10 protein-coding genes are annotated in these 18,005 nt (G+C 64.7%); 3 read left to right on the forward strand and 7 right to left on the reverse strand.

Annotation, left to right across the window (positions count from 1 at the left end; all coding sequences use genetic code 11):
* Nucleotide 1: 1 nt before the first annotated feature.
* From ACZZZM_RS15160 to ACZZZM_RS15190, 7 genes are all read right to left on the reverse strand, one after another.
* Entirely contained in the window at nucleotides 2–1,540 is a 1,539-nt protein-coding gene (locus ACZZZM_RS15160) for a carboxylesterase/lipase family protein (RefSeq protein WP_463595913.1), read from the reverse strand.
* Complete coding sequence (locus ACZZZM_RS15165) at nucleotides 1,527–2,531, reverse strand: PfkB family carbohydrate kinase (RefSeq protein WP_463595914.1); 1,005 nt, start codon at nucleotides 2,529–2,531, stop codon at nucleotides 1,527–1,529. The genes ACZZZM_RS15160 and ACZZZM_RS15165 overlap by 14 nt, the downstream gene beginning before the upstream one ends.
* The gene (kduD, locus tag ACZZZM_RS15170) at nucleotides 2,528–3,283 is read right to left on the reverse strand and encodes a 2-dehydro-3-deoxy-D-gluconate 5-dehydrogenase KduD (RefSeq protein ID WP_463595915.1); all 756 of its coding nucleotides are present in this window, start codon (nucleotides 3,281–3,283) and stop codon (nucleotides 2,528–2,530) included. The genes ACZZZM_RS15165 and kduD overlap by 4 nt, the downstream gene beginning before the upstream one ends.
* Nucleotides 3,284–3,430: 147 nt before the next feature.
* Nucleotides 3,431–4,273 (reverse strand): 5-dehydro-4-deoxy-D-glucuronate isomerase, encoded by an 843-nt coding sequence (gene kduI / locus ACZZZM_RS15175; RefSeq protein WP_463595916.1) that lies wholly within the window; start codon nucleotides 4,271–4,273, stop codon nucleotides 3,431–3,433.
* Between the two features lie 19 nt (nucleotides 4,274–4,292).
* Entirely contained in the window at nucleotides 4,293–5,741 is a 1,449-nt protein-coding gene (gene uxaC, locus ACZZZM_RS15180; RefSeq protein WP_463595917.1) for a glucuronate isomerase, read from the reverse strand.
* On the reverse strand, nucleotides 5,738–7,051 hold the full coding sequence (locus ACZZZM_RS15185; RefSeq protein WP_463595918.1) for an MFS transporter: 1,314 nt from the start codon (nucleotides 7,049–7,051) through the stop codon (nucleotides 5,738–5,740). The genes uxaC and ACZZZM_RS15185 overlap by 4 nt, the downstream gene beginning before the upstream one ends.
* 33 nt (nucleotides 7,052–7,084) lie before the next feature.
* On the reverse strand, nucleotides 7,085–7,885 hold the full coding sequence (locus ACZZZM_RS15190; RefSeq protein WP_463596461.1) for a 2-keto-4-pentenoate hydratase: 801 nt from the start codon (nucleotides 7,883–7,885) through the stop codon (nucleotides 7,085–7,087).
* Nucleotides 7,886–8,299: 414 nt separating this feature from the next.
* Here ACZZZM_RS15190 and ACZZZM_RS15195 point away from each other — a divergent pair, with 414 nt between their 5' ends.
* The 3 genes from ACZZZM_RS15195 (at nucleotide 8,300) to ACZZZM_RS15205 (ending at nucleotide 18,000) form a co-directional block, all read left to right on the forward strand.
* The gene (locus tag ACZZZM_RS15195) at nucleotides 8,300–11,263 is read left to right on the forward strand and encodes a TonB-dependent receptor (protein ID WP_463595919.1); all 2,964 of its coding nucleotides are present in this window, start codon (nucleotides 8,300–8,302) and stop codon (nucleotides 11,261–11,263) included.
* Between the two features lie 168 nt (nucleotides 11,264–11,431).
* Entirely contained in the window at nucleotides 11,432–13,987 is a 2,556-nt protein-coding gene (locus ACZZZM_RS15200; protein ID WP_463595920.1) for a hypothetical protein, read from the forward strand.
* A gap of 287 nt (nucleotides 13,988–14,274) precedes the next feature.
* The gene (locus tag ACZZZM_RS15205) at nucleotides 14,275–18,000 is read left to right on the forward strand and encodes a hypothetical protein (RefSeq protein ID WP_463595921.1); all 3,726 of its coding nucleotides are present in this window, start codon (nucleotides 14,275–14,277) and stop codon (nucleotides 17,998–18,000) included.
* The last annotated feature ends 5 nt before the right edge of the window (nucleotides 18,001–18,005 follow it).

Below are 18,005 nucleotides of genomic sequence, written 5' to 3' on the forward strand. Positions count from 1 at the left end.
CTCAGCTTCCCGGCTGGATATAGGGCACCCGAGCGAACAGTTCGCGCTCCCATTTGCGCGGATCGTTGACCACCCGGCTCTGTACGTCGAACACCATCGTCGCACGATTGGGCAGCGTATAGGGCGCCCAGCCTGGCTTGCCGGTGCGCGCCAGCGATGCGAATGCGCCCATCATCTGCTGGCTGAGCTTCTGCGCGGCCGGGCCGGTGCCGGTTATCGATCCCTGGGCGCCGAGCGTGCCGAACACCATGGCGATGTCGCTTGCATGCGGCGCGCCACGCTCGGGGCGGACCGGCGATTGATAGTCGAACTGATAGACCCAGGTCGCCTTGGCGCCAACGCTTGCCCGGGCATCGGCCTCGATCACCTGACCCGGCCAGCTGCGTCCCGCGGTGGTCGCACGGTAGAAAATCTGCTCGGGCGTGTCGGCAGGGAAATGCGCGCGATATTCGGCGACGATCCATTCGGGAAGCAGGTCCATGCGCAATTCGGGCGCCATCCGCGCCGCGATATTGCTCCAGTCCAGCCCTTTCACCTTGTCCGGCCCGATAAACGCCCGCGTCTCATCGCGCGTGTTGCCCAGGATCATCGGGATATGATTCGATTGCGGATTGGGCTCGGGCCAGAACGGGTGCCTTATCAGCCATTTCATATCGAGCACCGGGCCGAAATACAGACCTCCGCCGATCACCGGATCGGTCGTATCGAGCGCATCGACGAGCTTGCCCACCGGCATGTCGAGCAATGGCTGCAGATTGCTTGGACGCACGCCCAGCCGCGCCAAATAGGCCTCGGCGCGCTTAGTCGCATTGAGCGGCCCGGAAGCAGTGACCTGCTGCCCGCTCATCGTCGCCGCCGAATGGAACAGCCCCTTAGCAGCCGGCATCCCCATCAATGTCGCAATCTTGGCGCCGCCGCCCGATTGGCCGAACACGAATACACGACTTGGGTCGCCGCCGAATGCGGCGATATTGGCCTTGACCCATTGCAGCGCGAGTATCTGATCCAGCTGACCGCAATTGCCGCTGTCGGCGAAGCGAGGGTCGAGCCGGGCAAGATAGAGATAGCCCAAAGCATTGAGGCGGTGGTTGACCGTGACGACCACCACATCCTGCGTCGCGGCCAGAATCGCGCCGTCGTTCTGCGGGTCGGTGACGCTGCCATTCGAATAGGCGCCGCCATGGAAATACAGCATTACCGGGCGCTTCGCCCGAGCGTTCAGTTCGGGAGCCCAGATATTGAGGAACAAGCAGTCTTCGGACTGCCGTTCGGCGGGGTTGCTCCGCTGCGGCGCGACCGGTCCGAAATCATGCGCCGGCACCCTTTGGCCAGGCGCCGCAACCGCGACTGGTGCGCGAAAGCGTTCGGCGCTGCCATAACGGATGCCACGGAAGCGATAGACGCCGCCAATCTCGTCACCCTCAAAACGTCCCGCCGGCGCGTCCACCACCGGCTCGCCCGCCGCCCATACCGGCTTTGCCATCAGCAGCGCCGCTCCCGATGCGAGCAGCGTCCGGCGATCCAGGCTAGCGGCGGACATCCAATTCTCCCTCGAGAAACGCGTCGATATCGGCCTGGCCGAACAGGCTGGCGTCCCCGGGCAGCGAGTGTTTGAGCGCAGTCAGCGCGAGCCCGGCATTGGCAGCCGTCGCAGCGTCGCCGCCTTGCGAAAGACCGTGCAGCACGCCCGCGGCAAAGGCGTCGCCCGCGCCGATCCGGTCGACGATGCCGGCGATGGTGACTTCGTCGGTCTGGTGCCCGCCGCTGCGCCTATCCACGCGCGCCGAAACGCGGTGGCTGTCCGCGTCGATGACGTGTCGGGCGGTGTTGGCGATCGTCTGAAGCTTGGAGAACGCCGCAAATGCCGCTTCAGAAGCCTCACGGCGGCGGTCCGATCCGTCGCCGGAAAAGGTCTTGCCGAGCAGCAGCGAGATATCGCGGTGATTGCCGAACAATATGTCGGCATGCCCGATCAGCTGGGTCAGCACTGCCTTGGGATCGCTGTCCCACGCCTCCCACAGCTTCGCGCGGTAATTGCCGTCGAACGACACCGGGATGCCCCGCTGGCCCGCGGCCTGGGCAGCGGCGATTGCTGCGGCAGCGGAATTCGGGCCCAGCGCCGGCGTAATGCCCGAGAGATGCAGTCGTGTCGCGCCATCGAGCGCGGCGTCCCAGTCCCAAGCATCGGCGGCGCGGGTCGCGAACACCGAATATGCGCGGTCGTAAACGACTTCCGATGCGCGAAGACCTGCCCCGGGAGTCAGGAAATAGAGCCCGAGCCGGCCGGGCTCGCTGGCGACGCTGGACACATCCACGCCGCGCCGGCGCAGTTCGCCGATCGCGGCCGCGCCAAGCGGATTGTCCGCCACCGCGCTAACCATGCGGACCTTGTGGCCGAGGCACGCCAGCCCGGTTGCGACATTGGCTTCGGCACCGCCGACATTGACTTCGAATTTCGGTGTCTGGAGCAGCAACTCGCGTCCTGGCGGCGAAAGCCGCAGCATCAGCTCACCGAAAAAAACCGTCGTCATCGTGCCAGCCACCCACCATCCACTGCTAGAATGTGGCCCTGTACGTAATCGGAGGCGGCGGAGGCAAGGAACACCGCCGCGCCGCCCATATCTTCCGAGGCACCCCAGCGCCCCGCCGGGATGCGGTCAAGGATCGACTTATTGCGCTCCTCATCGGCGCGCAGCGCCGTCGTGTTGTTGGTGGCGACATAGCCCGGCGCGATCGCGTTGACGTTGATGCCCTTGGCCGCCCATTCGCACGCCAGCAGCTTGGTCAGCCCGGCGACGCCCGATTTGGACGCCGTGTAGCTCGGCACACGGATGCCGCCCTGAAAGCTCAGCATTGAGGCGATGTTGATGATCTTGCCGCGCCCCTGCGCGGCCATCTTGCGGCCCGCGGCCTGGCAGAGGAAGAACACCGACTTCAGATTGGTATCGACGACTGCATCCCAATCTTCCTCGGTGAAATCCAGGCTGTCGTTGCGGCGGATGATCCCGGCATTGTTGACCAGGATATGGATTCCCCCCAGCTTTTCCACAGCTTCGTCCACGACTCTGCCAACAGGTTCGATGGTCGAGAGATCGGCTGAGATGATCTCGGCGCGGCGGCCGAGCGCGCGGACTTTCTCCACGGTCTCGGTAGCGGCACTGCGGCCGACGGCTGCGATATCCGCGCCGGCGGCGGCAAGCGCAAGCGCGATGCCCTGGCCGATGCCGGTATTCGCGCCGGTAACGACGGCCACCTGGCCGGTGAGGTCGAAGGGATTGGTCATATCTTCTCTCGCTCCCCTCCCTTTAAGGGAGGGGCTGGGGGTGGGTAGCGTCCGGACGGTATGGCAGCCGAAATGCTCACACCTTCCGTAGCGCGAGCACGCCACCCACCCCCCGGCCCCCTCCCTTCCAGGAGGGGGAGTAACCGGTCACGCCAGCTGGCAGATATCCAGCACGTTCATGTCGGTATAATCCTGGTTCTCGCCGGCCATCGCCCAGATGAAGGCGTAGGACTTCGTCCCCGCGCCCATGTGGATCGACCAGGGCGGGCTGATCACCGCTTCCTCGTTCTGCATCACGATGTGCCGCGTGGCCTCGCCTTCTCCCATATAATGGAAGACGCGATCCTTGTCGGTGTCGTCGAGCTCGAAGTAGAAATAGATCTCGCTGCGGCGCTCATGGATATGCGGAGGCATGGTGTTCCACACGCTGCCCGGCTTGAGCACGGTCAGGCCCATCACCAGCTGCGCGCTGTTGCACACGCCCGGGATGACGAGCTGGAAGATCGTCCGCTCGTTCGATTCCTCGAGGCTGCCGCGCTCGAGCGCATTGGCGTCGGCTATCGAAAGCTTGCGCGTCTCGAACGCCTTATGCGCCGGGCACGAGGCGAGATAGAAGCGCGCGCCATCGCCCATGAACAGCACTTCCTTGGCGCCCATGGTGACGTAGAGGCAGTCCTTGTTGCCGAGCGTATAGCGGTCGCCATCGACTTCGACGGTGCCTTCGATGCCGCTGACATTGACGATCGCCAGCTCGCGGCGCTCGAGAAACGGATGACCCGCGGCCGAGGCCGGCTCGGTCTGGTCGGGCAGCCGCACCGAACCGGTAGTCACCGCAACGCCGCCGATCACGAAACGGTCGGCATGGGTATAGTTGAGCACGCACTCGCCGTCGCGGAACAGGCCGCCGATCAGATAGCGGTCGCGCAGCTCCTCGTTCGAGACGCATTCCATCATGTCGGGATGGGTGGCGTAATAGGTCCGGTCGAACATTAAACTACTCCGTTGAAATTCAGGCCGCCTGGGCCGCAGGTTCGGTAATATTCCGGTCGAGCTTGTACGCCTTGCGCACCAGCCCGTTGGTCAGTTCGTAAGCGAGTTCGGCGGCTTCCCAGTCGAGCAGCCGCCCCTCGCCCACCAGCCGGGCGAGGAACGCGCAATCGACGCGCCGCGCGACATCGTGGCGCGCAGGGATCGAGAGAAAGGCGCGCGTATCATCGTTGAAGCCGACAGTGTTGTAGAAGCCCGCAGTCTCGGTGACCTGCTCGCGAAAGCGGCGCATCCCCTCCGGGCTGTCGTGAAACCACCAGCTCGGGCCCAGCTTGAGGCACGGATAATGACCGGCCAGCGGCGCCAGCTCACGGGCATAGACCGTCTCGTCGAGGGTGAAGAGGATGATCGACAGATCGGCGCTGGTGCCGAAGCGGTCGAGCAAAGGCTTGAGCCCATGGACGTAATCGGTCCGCATCGGAATGTCCGCGCCCTTGTCGCGGCCGTGGCTGGCGAACAGCCCGCCATTGTGATTGCGGAAGGATCCCGGATGGATCTGCATAACCATCCCGTCTTCGACCGACATCGCCGCCATTTCGGTCAGCATCTGCGCGCGAAACAGCTCGGCATCCGCTGGGGTCCAGGCGTCACCCAGGATCGTCTGGAACAGCCGCTCCGCCTCGTCCTTGGTGAGGTCGGCGGTCGCGGCGGTCGGGTGGCCATGGTCGGTCGCCGTGGCGCCGGCAGCGCGGAAATCCGCGCGGCGCTTGCGGTGCGCGGCGAGATAGCCGTCCCAGCTATACACGTCCTCGCCGGTCTTCTCGGCGAACACCCGCATCGCCCCGGCAAACTGCTCATGCTCGACGTCGATCACCGCGTCCGGGCGATAGGTAGTGACCACCCTGCCCTGCCAGCCGCTGGCATGGATCGCATGGTGCGGCGTCAGATCGTCCTGCGGGCCTTCGGTAGTCGCGAGGAATTCGATCCCAAACCGATCGAACAACGCCCGGGGCTTGAACGCGTCGCTCGCGAGCTTCTCGTTGATCGTGTCGTAATAGAAATCCGCCGTCGCGGCCTCGAACGCAACGTCGAAGCCGAACACCTCTCCGAACACGTGGCTAAGCCACATGCTCGAAGGCGTGCCGCGGAACAGGTGGAAATTCTCCGCCAGCATACGCCAGGCTGCGCGCGGGTCGGTCGCCGGCACGCCCTGCTTGTCGGGCACGCACAAATCCGCAAGCGCCACACCCTGCGAATAAAGCATCCGGTAGAGATAATGGTCTGGCGACAGCAGCAGCTCGGTGGCGTTCGACCAATTGGCGTTGGTCGAAAACCAGGTTGGATCGGTGTGCCCGTGCGGGCTGATGATCGGCAACCCCGCCACTTCCGCATAGAGCGCACGCGCAATCCCGCGCGTGCGCTCCTCAGTCGGGAGCAACCGGTCCGGATCGAGCTTCAGCGGCCGGGTCATGCGGCGCGGGCCTCGCTTTCGACAGTTACCGGCGCCAGGCGCGGGCTGAGCAAGTGGATGGCGAGCACCGCGATGAAATAGACCGTGGTGCAGGCGGCGAAGATGATCGTGTAATTGCCGCCGGTCGCGTCGAGCACAAGGCCCGTCGACTTGGCCATGATCATTCCGCCGATGCCGCCCATGAAGCCGCCCAACCCGATCACCGAACCGACTGCTCGCTTGGGGAACATGTCAGGCGGGATCGAAAGGATGGTTGACGAGAAGGCTTGGTGTCCGGCCAGCGCGATGCCGATCAGCACCACCGCCAGCCACATATTCTCGAGCCCCGAGACGAACAGCAAAGGCAGCACGCAGCAGCCCGCGCCGAGCATCGTCACCTTGCGGGCGAAGTTCACGCTGAACCCCGAATGGATCAGCCGCGACGAGACCCAGCCGCCAAGGATGCTTCCGACATCGGACAGCAAGTACATGATGATCATCGGCAGCAGCACGACCTTGAGATCGACATGGTAGGTCGTGCTGAAATATTTGGGCAGCCAGAACAGCATCAGGAACCACACCGGGTCGGTCAGGAATTTGCCGACCGCGAACGCCCAGGCCTCGCGCTTGGTGACGATCCGGCCCCAGCCGAGGCGCTCGATCTTCTCGGGCGGATCATGTTCGATCCAGGCGAGCTCGGCTTCGCTGACCTTGCCGCTCTCGCGCGGGTTGCTGTAAATCTTGAGCCACAGGACCAGCAGGACAACCCCGAAGAGCCCGGTGTAGATGAAGGTCTCGCGCCAATCCAGGCCGAGCGCGACCATGAACAGCCACAGGGCCGGTGCGGTGAGGATCACGCCGACGGTGGTTGCGCTATTCACCCAGCCGATGCCATAGGACCGCTCCTTCTGCGGAAACCATTCGCTGCTCGCGCGCACGACAGCGGGGAAATGCCCCGCCTCGCCGACGCCGAGCACGATGCGTGCCGCCATGAAGGAAACTACCGAGCCGGCAAAACCATGCGCGACGTGGCCTATCGTCCAGATCGAAATGGCAATGGCGTAACCGATCTTGGGGCCGAAGCGATCGATCAGCCAGCCCATGATGAGGAAGCCGCACGCATAAGCGGCCTGGAAGGCAGTGACGATGTTGCCATAATCATTCTCGCTCCACGACAGCTCCTTGCCGAGCACGGGAGCCAGCATGCCGAGCATGGTGCGGTCGATGTAATTGACCGTCGTGGCGACGAACAGAAGCCCGACGATCATCCAGCGATAGCGCCCGACCTTTCCAACGGTCTGAGCGACCGTCCCTTCTACTTCACTGGCCATTGCCCTCTCCCAATTATCTTTTTTCGGTCGGCCTCAGTCGCGGCGGTTGACGCCGATCCTGCACCTTACGCGCATTTCATCGCCAAAGCGCGCCTCCACTTGTGCGCCGGGGCGCACGGGGTGGACGCCCGTAACGGCACCGGTCGAGATCCACTGGCCCGGCGCCAGCGGCAGCTGACGGTCGCGCGCGAGTTCGAACAGGAAGCGCACTGCGCCGAACGGCCCGTCGAGCATCGCATCGGCAGCACCCGTGCCTGCCGTCTCGCCGTCGATTGTTAGCGCTACCGGCCACTCAATGAAACGCAAATTCCGGTCGAGCGGAGCGCCGATCACCAGACCGTTATTGTTGCCGAAATCGGATACGGTGACCGCAGGGCCATGTTCGTTGATTCCGGGAAAGGGCGAGCTGGCGACTTCGATGCCGATGCGGACCTCATCGACATATTCGGCAACCGCTTCGTTGGTCCAATCGCGGTCGAAGCTCTCGGGCAGATGCCCGATGCGCAGGAGATATTCGGCCTCCGCCGCGGCAAAGCCGTCCGCGAACACCGGCATCTCCGGCACCGCAGCATCTTCCGCTTCCACCACGCTGCCGGCAAAGATCGGCCCGGTGATGCGGTTGCTGCCGTAAGCGTCGACCAGCGCGTCGGCGATACGGCCGACCTTCCAGCCCGCTACGCCGCCGCCGAACAGGCCGATCGCCCGCTCCTGAATTCCATAAGCTTCATCAAGCGATTCGGGCAGCGCGCCCGGATAGTCGATCAGCGCATTCCCGGCCCGGCGCGCTTCGACGAACGCCTGCGCAATAGCCTCGGCTGTTTCCCGTCCCTCGATCAACGCCTTTTCCTTCATACAGCCTGCCCGGCCATTCGTCCGCGAACGGCACCGGCGCGATTCGCGCGGATGCGGGCTCGTCGGAAAATCGGCTGAGCGGCTCTCCATCTCCAATGCCTCCGCCCCCTTTTGCGACGGGCGAGCGACGTGCGGGATGCTACCGGTGTCAAACCGAGACGTCAACGCAACACAGCTACGGTTGACACTCTTTTCGCGGCTCGGTAGTTTCCCTGACACCGGTTACCAGTGATCGGGTATTAAGGCCATCGAAAGAATGGCGAAAAAGGTGAGGCTGAAAGAGCGACTCCTGCGCAGCAGGCTGCCTCCCCGAGATTCGAGCCCTTTGCGGCCGGCATAAGCTGGCGCGAAACGGCACAACAAATGCCGCCTAGAGCGGCGCAAAGGAGGCGGATGATGAAGGTTCTGGTTTCTGCGGTCGGTGGCCGCACGGCAAAGGCGCTATCGGGCGCTTCGATGGCAGCACTGGCGCTCGGCCTGCTCGCCCCCGTATCGGCATTTGCTGATGACACCGTTGCACCGGCGCGAGACGACAAGGTCCCGGCAGTTGCCGCAGCCGCACCGCAAGACGTTCCCGCCACCCAGACCGATCCCGCGCAGGACGAGGAAGGCGCGATTGTTGTCACCGGTTTCCGCCAGTCGCTGGGCGCCGCGATCAACGTCAAGCGCAACTCGGTCTCGGCAGTCGACGCGATCGTCGCCGAAGATATCGCCAAATTTCCCGATCAGAACCTCGCCGAGTCGCTCCAGCGCATTCCGGGTGTCTCGATCCAGCGTGACGCCGGCGAGGGCCGCGCGATCACGGTGCGCGGCCTTGGCGCGCAGTTCACCCGCGTCCGCCTGAACGGCCTGGAGACCGTCGCAACCTCGACCGACGGCGCCGCCGCCAATCGCGACCGCGCCTTCGACTTTAACGTGTTCGCCTCAGAGCTGTTCAACAGCCTCGTCGTCCACAAGACCGCCGAGCCTTCGCTCGACGAGGGTTCGCTCGGCGCCGTGGTCGATCTCAACACCGGCAATCCGCTGGGCGGTAAATCCGGCTTCACTGCCGTCGCCAATGTCCAGGGCAGCTACAATGATCTGAGCAAGAAGGTCGGCCCGCGCATCGCCGGGCTGCTCTCGTGGAAGAACGAGGACGGCACGTTCGGCGTCGCAGTTTCCGGTGCCTACCAGAAGACCAACAATCTCGAGCTCGGCAACAACACCGTGCGCTGGGCGCAGGCCCGCTTCGACTCGGTCAATGGCACGCCCTGCTTCTATTCGGCGCAGACCGGCGGCACTGCGCTCCAGAACGCCGGTGGCTTCTATCGCCCCAGCGCGATTTGCGACCAGGCCGCGCTCGCCTTCCACCCGCGCATCCCGCGCTACGGCGAAGTCCGCCACGATCGCGAGCGGCTGGGCCTGACCGGGAGCGTCCAGTGGGCGCCGACCGACGCGACCAAGATTTCGATCGATGCGCTCTATTCGCGCTTCAAGGAGACCCGCGAAGAGAAGTGGGGCGAAGTGCTGCTCCGTTCGAACGAGCGCTCGATCGACCTGACCAATTTCACGGTCGGCGCGAACAACACGATGACGAGCGGCACGCTCAACGATGCGTGGGTCCGCACCGAGCATTATCTGCGCAAGTCGGAGACCGAATTCTACCAGGTCGGCGGTAGCTGGGATCAGGAATTGGGTGACAGCTTCCGTTTCACCCTGATGGGCGGCGTCTCCAAGTCGAACGCCGACATTCCGGTCGAAACTACTTTCGTGTTCGACGATCGCGACGCACAGAACTTCCAGTTCGATTATACCAAGCCCTGGTCGCCGCGGATCACCTTCGGCACCAGCGTGACCGACGCGGCGAACTTCCAGCTCGCCGAAATCCGCGATCGTCCGTCGAACGTCACCAACAAGTTCCGCACCGCGCAGCTGCGCACCGAATGGGACGTTGCCGACGGTTTCACGGTCAAGGCCGGCGCGATGTACCGTCGCTTCAGCTTCGATTCGGTCGCCTTCACGCGTGACGCTGTCGTCTGCGGCAATGGCGGGCTCGATGTCGTGCTGCGCACCATCACTTGCTCGCCTTCCTCGGCTTTCGGCCCAACGGCGGTCTATGGCTTCGCGGCGACCAACCTCGCCGAGAGCTTCACGCTCGGCAATGCCGGCCAGCCTGCGGGCAACACCAACACCTGGCTGGTGCCCAATATCGAGCGCTCGGCAGCCTTTACCGGCCTGTACAACCGCACCCCTGCGCTCGACGCCGGCAACAATCGCAGCGTGATCGAGGAAGTGAAGGGCGGCTACCTTCAGTTCGACGCGAAGGGCGATGTGTTTGGGCTGAACTACGCGTTCAACGGCGGGATTCGCTACGCCCGCACCGATCAGAGCTCGAGCGGCCTCAGCAGCGGCGTGCCGGTCACGGTCAAGCGCGACTATGAGGATTGGCTGCCCTCGATGAACCTCGCGCTCTATCCGACCGAGAGCGTGATCATCCGCGGCGCGATCGCCAAGGTCATCACGCGCCCGACGCTGGGCAATCTCACGCCTGGCGGCTCGGTCGATGGCTTCAACTACCGCGTAACCTTCGGCAATCCCTTCCTCGATCCATTCCGGGCGACTGCCTATGATCTGGCGCTCGAATGGTATTTCGCGCCGCAATCGCTCGCCTCGGTCGCGGTGTTCAAGAAGGATATCGAGAGCTTCCCGATCTCGGCATCGCGCAGCGGCACTTTCGCATCGACCGGCTTGCCGCTCTCGGTGCTTCCGCCCAGCTCGCCGGCCTTCATCAATCCCGAGGGTCAGCTCTGGACGATCACCGGCAACGTGAACGGCACCGGCGCCAGCCTCAAGGGCGTCGAGCTGTCGCTCCAGGCGCCCTTCACCTTCCTGCCGGGCTTCCTGAGCCACTTCGGCGGCATCGTGAACGCGACCTTCGTCGATTCGAGCGCGAGCTACACCGTGCAGGGCCCAACGGTTAATCCCTGCGTAGCCGGCGCCACGCCGGCAGCGGCGTGCGCCTTCGGTCCGAACGTACCCGCGACGCGCAGCTCTACACTGTTCGGCCTGTCCAAGACCGCGTTCAACGGCACGCTTTATTATGAGGATTCGAAGTTCAGCGCCCGCGTCTCGGCCAGCTATCGCGGGCCGTATGTCGATGCCAACTCGGCGACCGGCAACATCTTCGAAGGCTATAACCGCGCCATCAACGTCGATGCCTCGATCCGCTACAAGGTCTTCGAGAACCTCGAGCTGTCGGTCGAGGGCGTGAACCTCACCGACGATTATCGCTCGCGCTACACCGATCTCGATGCCAACCGGAACTACGAGTATAACCACTTCGGCCGCACCATCTTGTTCGGTGCCCGCTTCAAGATGTAAGCTACCGGGATAAAAGGGGGAACGGCCGTCGCACCCATGCGGTGCGGCGGCCTTTTCTTTGTCGGACGCCCCAGTCGTGCCGCAACTCTGGACCACTCTGCCGTATTGCCCTAGCGGCACACCGGACGTGTGATACGTCCGCGCTAAGGCACGGGGAGTGGGGAAGTTATGCGGACCGAGCGTCGCCGCCGGTTGACGACGCTGGGCTGCTCGAGCGCGGCCCTCACGCTGTTATGGGGCCCTGCAGCATTCGCGCAGCAATCCGAAGTTCCCGAGCCTGACGCGCAAATCGGCGAGGCCGCATCCGATGTGGTCGTGATCGGCCGGCGGGGATCGGCAGTGACCGACATTGCCCCGATCCTCGAAATGGATGCCGACGCTGTCGCCGCCACCGGCGCCTCAACGATCCCCGAGCTGATGCAGGCGATCCGCGGCGCCACGCAATCGCCCAGCGGCGGCGAGCCGATCTTCCTGCTCAATGCCCAGCGCGTCTCCAGCTATCAGGAGATCGGCTCACTGCCCCCAGAAGCGATTGAAAAGGTCGAAGTGCTGCCTGAGCAGGCCGCGCTCCGCTTCGGCTTCCCGCCTACCCGGCGGGTCGTGAACTTCATCACCAAGGCCAGCTTCCGCCAGATCGAGGCCAAGACCACCGCGACCACCACCACGCGCTGGGGCAGCGCCACCGAAAAGACCAATCTCGGCCTCACCCGGCTGAAGGCCGGCGGGCGCTTGACGCTGGGCGTCGAGCTTCGGCGGAGCGATGCCCTGTACCAGTCAGAACGCGAGCTCCTGCCCGATCCCGACATCCCGTTCGATTCGATTGGCAACATCACCGGCGTGAGCGGCAGTGAGATCGATCCTGCGCTGTCCGCCGCGGCCGGACAGGTCGTGACCATCGCCCCCGTTCCCGAAACCGCAACCGACCGCGCGACGCTGACGGGTTTCACCGCCGGCGCCAACCGCGCGCGCCTGTTCGATCCCAGCCCCTTTCGCACGCTCGCGCCACGCAACGAGGGGATCAAGGCCGAAGCCGTAATCGCCAACCGGATCAGCGAGACGGTCGCCGGTTCGCTTACTCTCTCAGCCGAGCATAATCGTAACTATGCGCTCACCGGGCCGGCGACGATGCGTTTGCTCGTGCCCGCGACGAATTCCTATTCCCCCTTCACGCGCCCTGTGATTCTCAATCGCTACCTCACCGAAGCGGCGCTGATGCGGCAGAATGAATCCGCGACCATGCTGCATGCCGGCGTCACGCTGCGCGGTGCGATATCGGGATGGCGCTGGGACTTTACCGGCGTTCTGGACCAGAAGCTGAGCGCAAGCCGCAACGATCGCGGCATCGACTCAACCCTTGCCAACAAAGCGATCGCCGCCGGCGCCAATCCATTCGGGCCGCTCGATGCTTCGCTGCTGGCCGCGCGGCTGATCGACGATACGCGCCAGCGGTCGCGCACGATCGGCGCGAAGACTGTGATCAACAACGCGCCGATCCGGCTTCCGGCGGGCCGCGTTACGATCACCGGCACGGTGGAAGCCGATCAGGTCAGTGCCCAGGCCATTTCGCGGGGCCCCAATCCGTCGGACCTTAAGCTGAGTCGCGGTCGAATCGAGGGCGGGGTTTCGATCGACGTGCCGCTGACCTCACGCCGCGATAAGGTGCTGCCCTTGATCGGCGATTTGTCGCTCAACGCTTCGGTCAATGCCCGCCATGTCAGCGGTTTCGGCCCGCTTACCGATACGACCCTTGGGCTTGCCTGGGGACCGATCGAGGGCGTGCAATTGCTTGCTACCCTGCGGCACAGCGCGACTGCCCCGGACATGACCCAGCAGCTGGCCCCGGCGACCCGCATCGAGAATGTGCCCGTCATCGATTACGGCACGGGCCGCACCGAACTGGTAACGCTCTTCGCCGGCGGCAATCCCGATCTCGCCGCCGAGCGCCGCGTGACGCGTTCGCTGGCGTTTACCTACAAGCCCTTCGGCAAGCGCGAACTTCGCCTTGCCGCCACCTATGAAGCAACGACGATCCGCGATCAGACCGGTACGGTCTACGCCATCACCCCGCAGACGGAGGCGGTCCTGCCCGATCTTTTCGCACGTGACGCGGCGGGGCGTCTGATCTCGGTCGCCTATCGCCCGATCAACCTCGCGCTCGAGCGGCAGCGCACGCTCAACTTGACGGTGAGCATCAACGGAAAGGCCGGCAAGGCACCCCCGCCCCCAGCCCCGGGCACCAAGCCCCAGTCTCCACAACAGGGGAGTTATTATGCGGGGATCGGCCCCAGCTTCAAGATAAGCGACCGGCTGCAGCTCCGCCCCGGTACGCCCGAACTTGATCTGCTGCGCGGAGACACGGTTCGCGGCTGGGGCGTGCCGCGCATCCAGGGCTATTTCTACGGCGGGATAAACTATCAGGGACACGGCCTGACCTTCAATGGCTGGTACCAGGCCTCGAACCGGATCCGCAGCCCCAATCCCGCCGCCGACCTGCGCTTCGCGCCGATCCTCAAGCTCAATCTTGGCGGCTATTTGGCTGTGGGCAGCTTGATGAAGCGCGAGTCCTGGGCGCAGAAGCTGCGGCTCGGAATCGATATCAACAACCTGACTGACGGCCGCCAGCGCGTGCGCGACGGCAATGGCCGTGTCCCCAACCGCTTCCAGCCGGATTATCTCGATCCGGTCGGGCGGACGGCCACCCTTACCCTGCGGAAATTATTCTAGCCGACGTGCGGCCCAGTGGCGCACGCAACTGACGCCCGGAGTTCACTCACTCCTGCGCGTAGCGCCATGCTGTATAAGATATTGAATATAGAGCGAACTAAACCGCACAGTAAACTCCAGCCAAAATGGGCGTTTATTTTCCACCATAACAGGCAAAGTTTCGCGCGATTTTGTTGCTGATGGAAGAATTGCTTTTAATATGCCGCAATCGACTCGGCGTTAGGGGGCAAAGTGTCGCATGAATTCAATGGTGACCCTCGCCCGTCTCGCCAGAATTTCATAAAGCGATGCCCGCCGCCATTTTCACAAAGGCAGCTGGATCAAGCATTTATTGGTCGAGCGACGCCGCCACGCCGCGGCCCTTCGGCTTCCTTCCCGCCAGCCTGACCGCCTCCCCCCAGTCGCTCGCGCAGGTCTGGGCGGACAGCGGGGGTGTCTTCTTCGCGGCATCCGCGCCGATCCAGGCAGCAGCCATTCCCCTTGTCGAACAGGAACTTCGCGGCTGGCTGATCGCGAATGGCTGGCCGAGCGCCGGACAGCGAATGCTTTGGGTGACTATCGATGCCACCGGCGACAGGATGGTGTCGGTTCTGCCGCTGACGGTGACTCCGGGCAGCACCCCCACTCCGCTGGCGGCTTCGATCGCATTCGATTTCGCGGGCTATGTGCTCGATGTGCAGGGGGCTTCGCTCGCTCCCTCCCCCGCCGGCGATGCGCTGCTGCTCCAGGGGCCGATGATCTTCGCGGCGGAGACCGTGACGCCGTCACCCGCGACTTACCCGCTTGTCGGCCAGCGCGCCGCTATCCCGCTTGGCGGCGCAGGTGCCGGCTGCCTGAGCTTCGCGATCAATCTGCCCAATGACGGCAGCGACGGTTCGCCCACCGATTTCGACCGGCTTTCGATAGGCATCCGCTACGGCTGGGCGGAAGGAGCACAGCAGGTCTCGTTCTTCGATCGGCCGACAATCCAGCAGCCCGCCGGCACGACCACGCTATGGGCAGCGCTTCAGCCGATCGATCTTCTCGCGTCCGCCCAGCCGCCCGCCAGCCGCTTTTCGTTTCTCCCTCCTGATCCCGGAGCAGGCGGCCAGGGCACCCCGACGTTCACGTCGACTTACCTGTCTCCCGAAGGCTGGCCGGTCGCGCTGACGCCCACCACCGGGACCGACGCCACAGCACGCGCGGGCGGTCTGGCGTTCGGACAGCAACCGATCCGAACCGATGCCGCGACGGATGCGCCGTGCCGTCGCTATCTGACATTGGATGGCGACTATTCGGTCTCGCTCGCCGGCGGTGCGGCCTCGGCCAAGGCGGACCTCGCATTGGTCTGCGGCATGGGGGCGCTCGAGGTGCTGGGCCCGCCTTTCGAGACGGTCCGCTTCGCAACCGGCCCTGCCTTCTGCCCCGCGCCCGGCGCGGCGCTGACCGAGCTTGCGACCACCGCCTGGCTCGAAGTCGGGGCCTGGAGCGGCGGCACCGGCTATTGCTCGCAGCCCGACGCCGCGCCATTCTACACCGCGGGCGGCAATACGCATTACCCCGCCAACTTCCTCATTCCGGTCTCGGTCGAACTCGCGATACCGGCCGGAGTCGCAATGCCGATGCTCGGTTATGCCGGGCTGAGCGACGCCGAGCAGGCCGAGGCGATCCAGGTCGAGCAGTGGCTGAGCGCCACGCGGACCGGGATCGCCGCCGCCGCCCCGTCACACGCCGAGGCGCCGCTCCCGCCATGGGGAATGACGCCGCAGGGCCTGATCGTCGGGTTCGAGCCCGACAATCCGCGCATTTGGAAATGGATGGGGCTCGGCAATGTCGCTGGCGTCACCCAGCCCGACATCGTCTTCGATCAGGTGACGGCGCCGTTTCAGCAGGCCGTGCAGAACGCCGCCCCCTTCGTGGTGCTGGCCGATCCGTCGGTCGTGCTTGGACAGCCCCAAGCAGGCGCAGCACAGGGCCCGGCGACCATCCCCTATGTCCTGAGCGCGCAGCAACTGACCGACTTGCAGGACGAGAAGCTGCCCTGCTTCGCTTCCTTCACTGCCTGGGCCGAACTTACTCCGCTGACGCAGGGGTCTTATGCCAGCGAGCAGCTGTTTCTCGCCGCGCTTAAGGCGCTCGCAACGCCGCTCGATGACGCGCAGCAGGACGTACTGTTGCGCCTCGCCGGCAATCTCCGGGCCGTGGTCGATGGCTGGACCTTCGAGCTCGCGCCGAGAACCTGGCCTGCCGCGCCGGCAAGCGAAACCAGCGACGGCCAGCCCGAGACGCGGCAGGGCGTGTTGGTCATCAAGATGGACCGCACGACTTCGCTGCGCCAATGGATCGATCAGCTTCAGGCATCGTCCTGGCCCGAAGCGGCGGCGCTTCCGGGCGGCACGGTCGAGGATACCCGCCAGGTCTTCCTCGCCGCTATTACGCTCGCCGAGCAGCGCCGCGCCGCCGCGCCCAACCCGGCGAAGACGCCCTACGACCATTTCCTCGATACCGTGCTGATCGAGCCGACCTGGACCGGCACGCTGATGCTCAATGCCGCGGTGCCGCTCGACACGCTGCCGCCCGACCTCCAGGCGATCCGTGCCGGGATCAAGCAGGAGCTGTTCTATGCCCACCATATCGGGTTCGAGCATGGGCTGGTAAATGTCGATGGCGTTGACCTGGCGCTGTCGCCGGATCGGATGTTCGGCGTGATCGACTATGAGGATCCTGGCGATCTGGTGCTCGATCCGGCCAGTGCGCAGGATTTCCAGTTCAAGGCTCTGCAGCTGACCATCGGTTTCGAGCGCTCGCAAGTCGCTAGTTTCGTCGGGCGGGTCGAGCTGTTCGTCAATCGCCTGTTCGGCGCATCCGCGCGTAAGAATCCGACGACGGTGGGCAACAATCTGGTGCTCGACGGCGTCAAGGTGATGGAAGCGGGCGACGACGGCACGCTTCGCACTGGATATCGCTTCGGCTCGGACGCGGACAACAGCTATCAGCTGTTCGGCAGCGCGATGTTCGTCGTGGATATCCAGCATTGCGCGCTTTCGCAAAATACGGCGGCGGGCGATGCCGATCATATCGTCACCGATTTCACGCTGAGCGGCCAATTGTTGTTCCAGCCCTCGCCCGGCGCCTTCGACATGTTCAGCTACGGCCCGGTCGCTGCGCCGTCCGATCCGGCCCCTCCGCCGCATCTCGAAGACGCGGCGCTGATCGACACGCCCTTCGGTCCGGCGCGGGTCATCGGAACCGTCGATCCGGGTGACACGTCCTCCCTTCCGGCCATCCCACCTGACGCGCAGGAGGATTCGAGCGCAGGCGGCAGCGGACTTGCTTTCTCCAAGCTGATCGTACGGATGACCTTCGCGCTCGACGGTACCACGACCTTCCAACTGGTGCTCGACGACATGACGATCGACCCTGCGAGATCGAGCGCTCGACCCGACGGGCTAGCTGCGCGGCTGCCGGCCGCGGTGGGGCGCTTCGTCATTTCGTCCGGCCAGTCGCCTCAGGAGCTGGGCTATGATCCGGCAAGCTGCGGCGTTCAGCAGGCCAGGCTGGGCGATAGCTGGTACGGGCTCGAATATGATCTGCCTTTGGGCACGCTGGGCGCGCTCGGCGGGAACATCACCATCACGCTAAAGGTTCTCGCCGCGTGGAGCGTGGATGCCGATGCCGCGGAGCCACCGGTGTTTCTGGGCGTCCAATTGCCCGGCGCGGGGCTGACCAGCTTTGAACTCGCGCTGCAGGGCATATTGAAGCTCGGCTTCGGCGCGATCCAGTTCGATACCTACACAATGGACGGCGGCGGGCTCGGCTATCTGCTGCGGCTGCGCGATTTCGGGCTGCATGTCCTCGGCGTCAGCTTTCCCAAAGGCCATATCAACGTGCTGATCACGGGCGGCACCGGCAGTGACGGTGCCACGAAGCTCGGCTGGTTCGCCGGCTATGTCGAGCCGGCATCATCCCCGCCCTCGCGCAGCTCCATCCGCCGCCGCCTCGCCTCGCGCACCGCCCCGGCGCCACAGTCATGAGGAGC

The sequence above is a fragment of the Sphingomonas sp. AC522 genome (genome assembly GCF_979258125.1).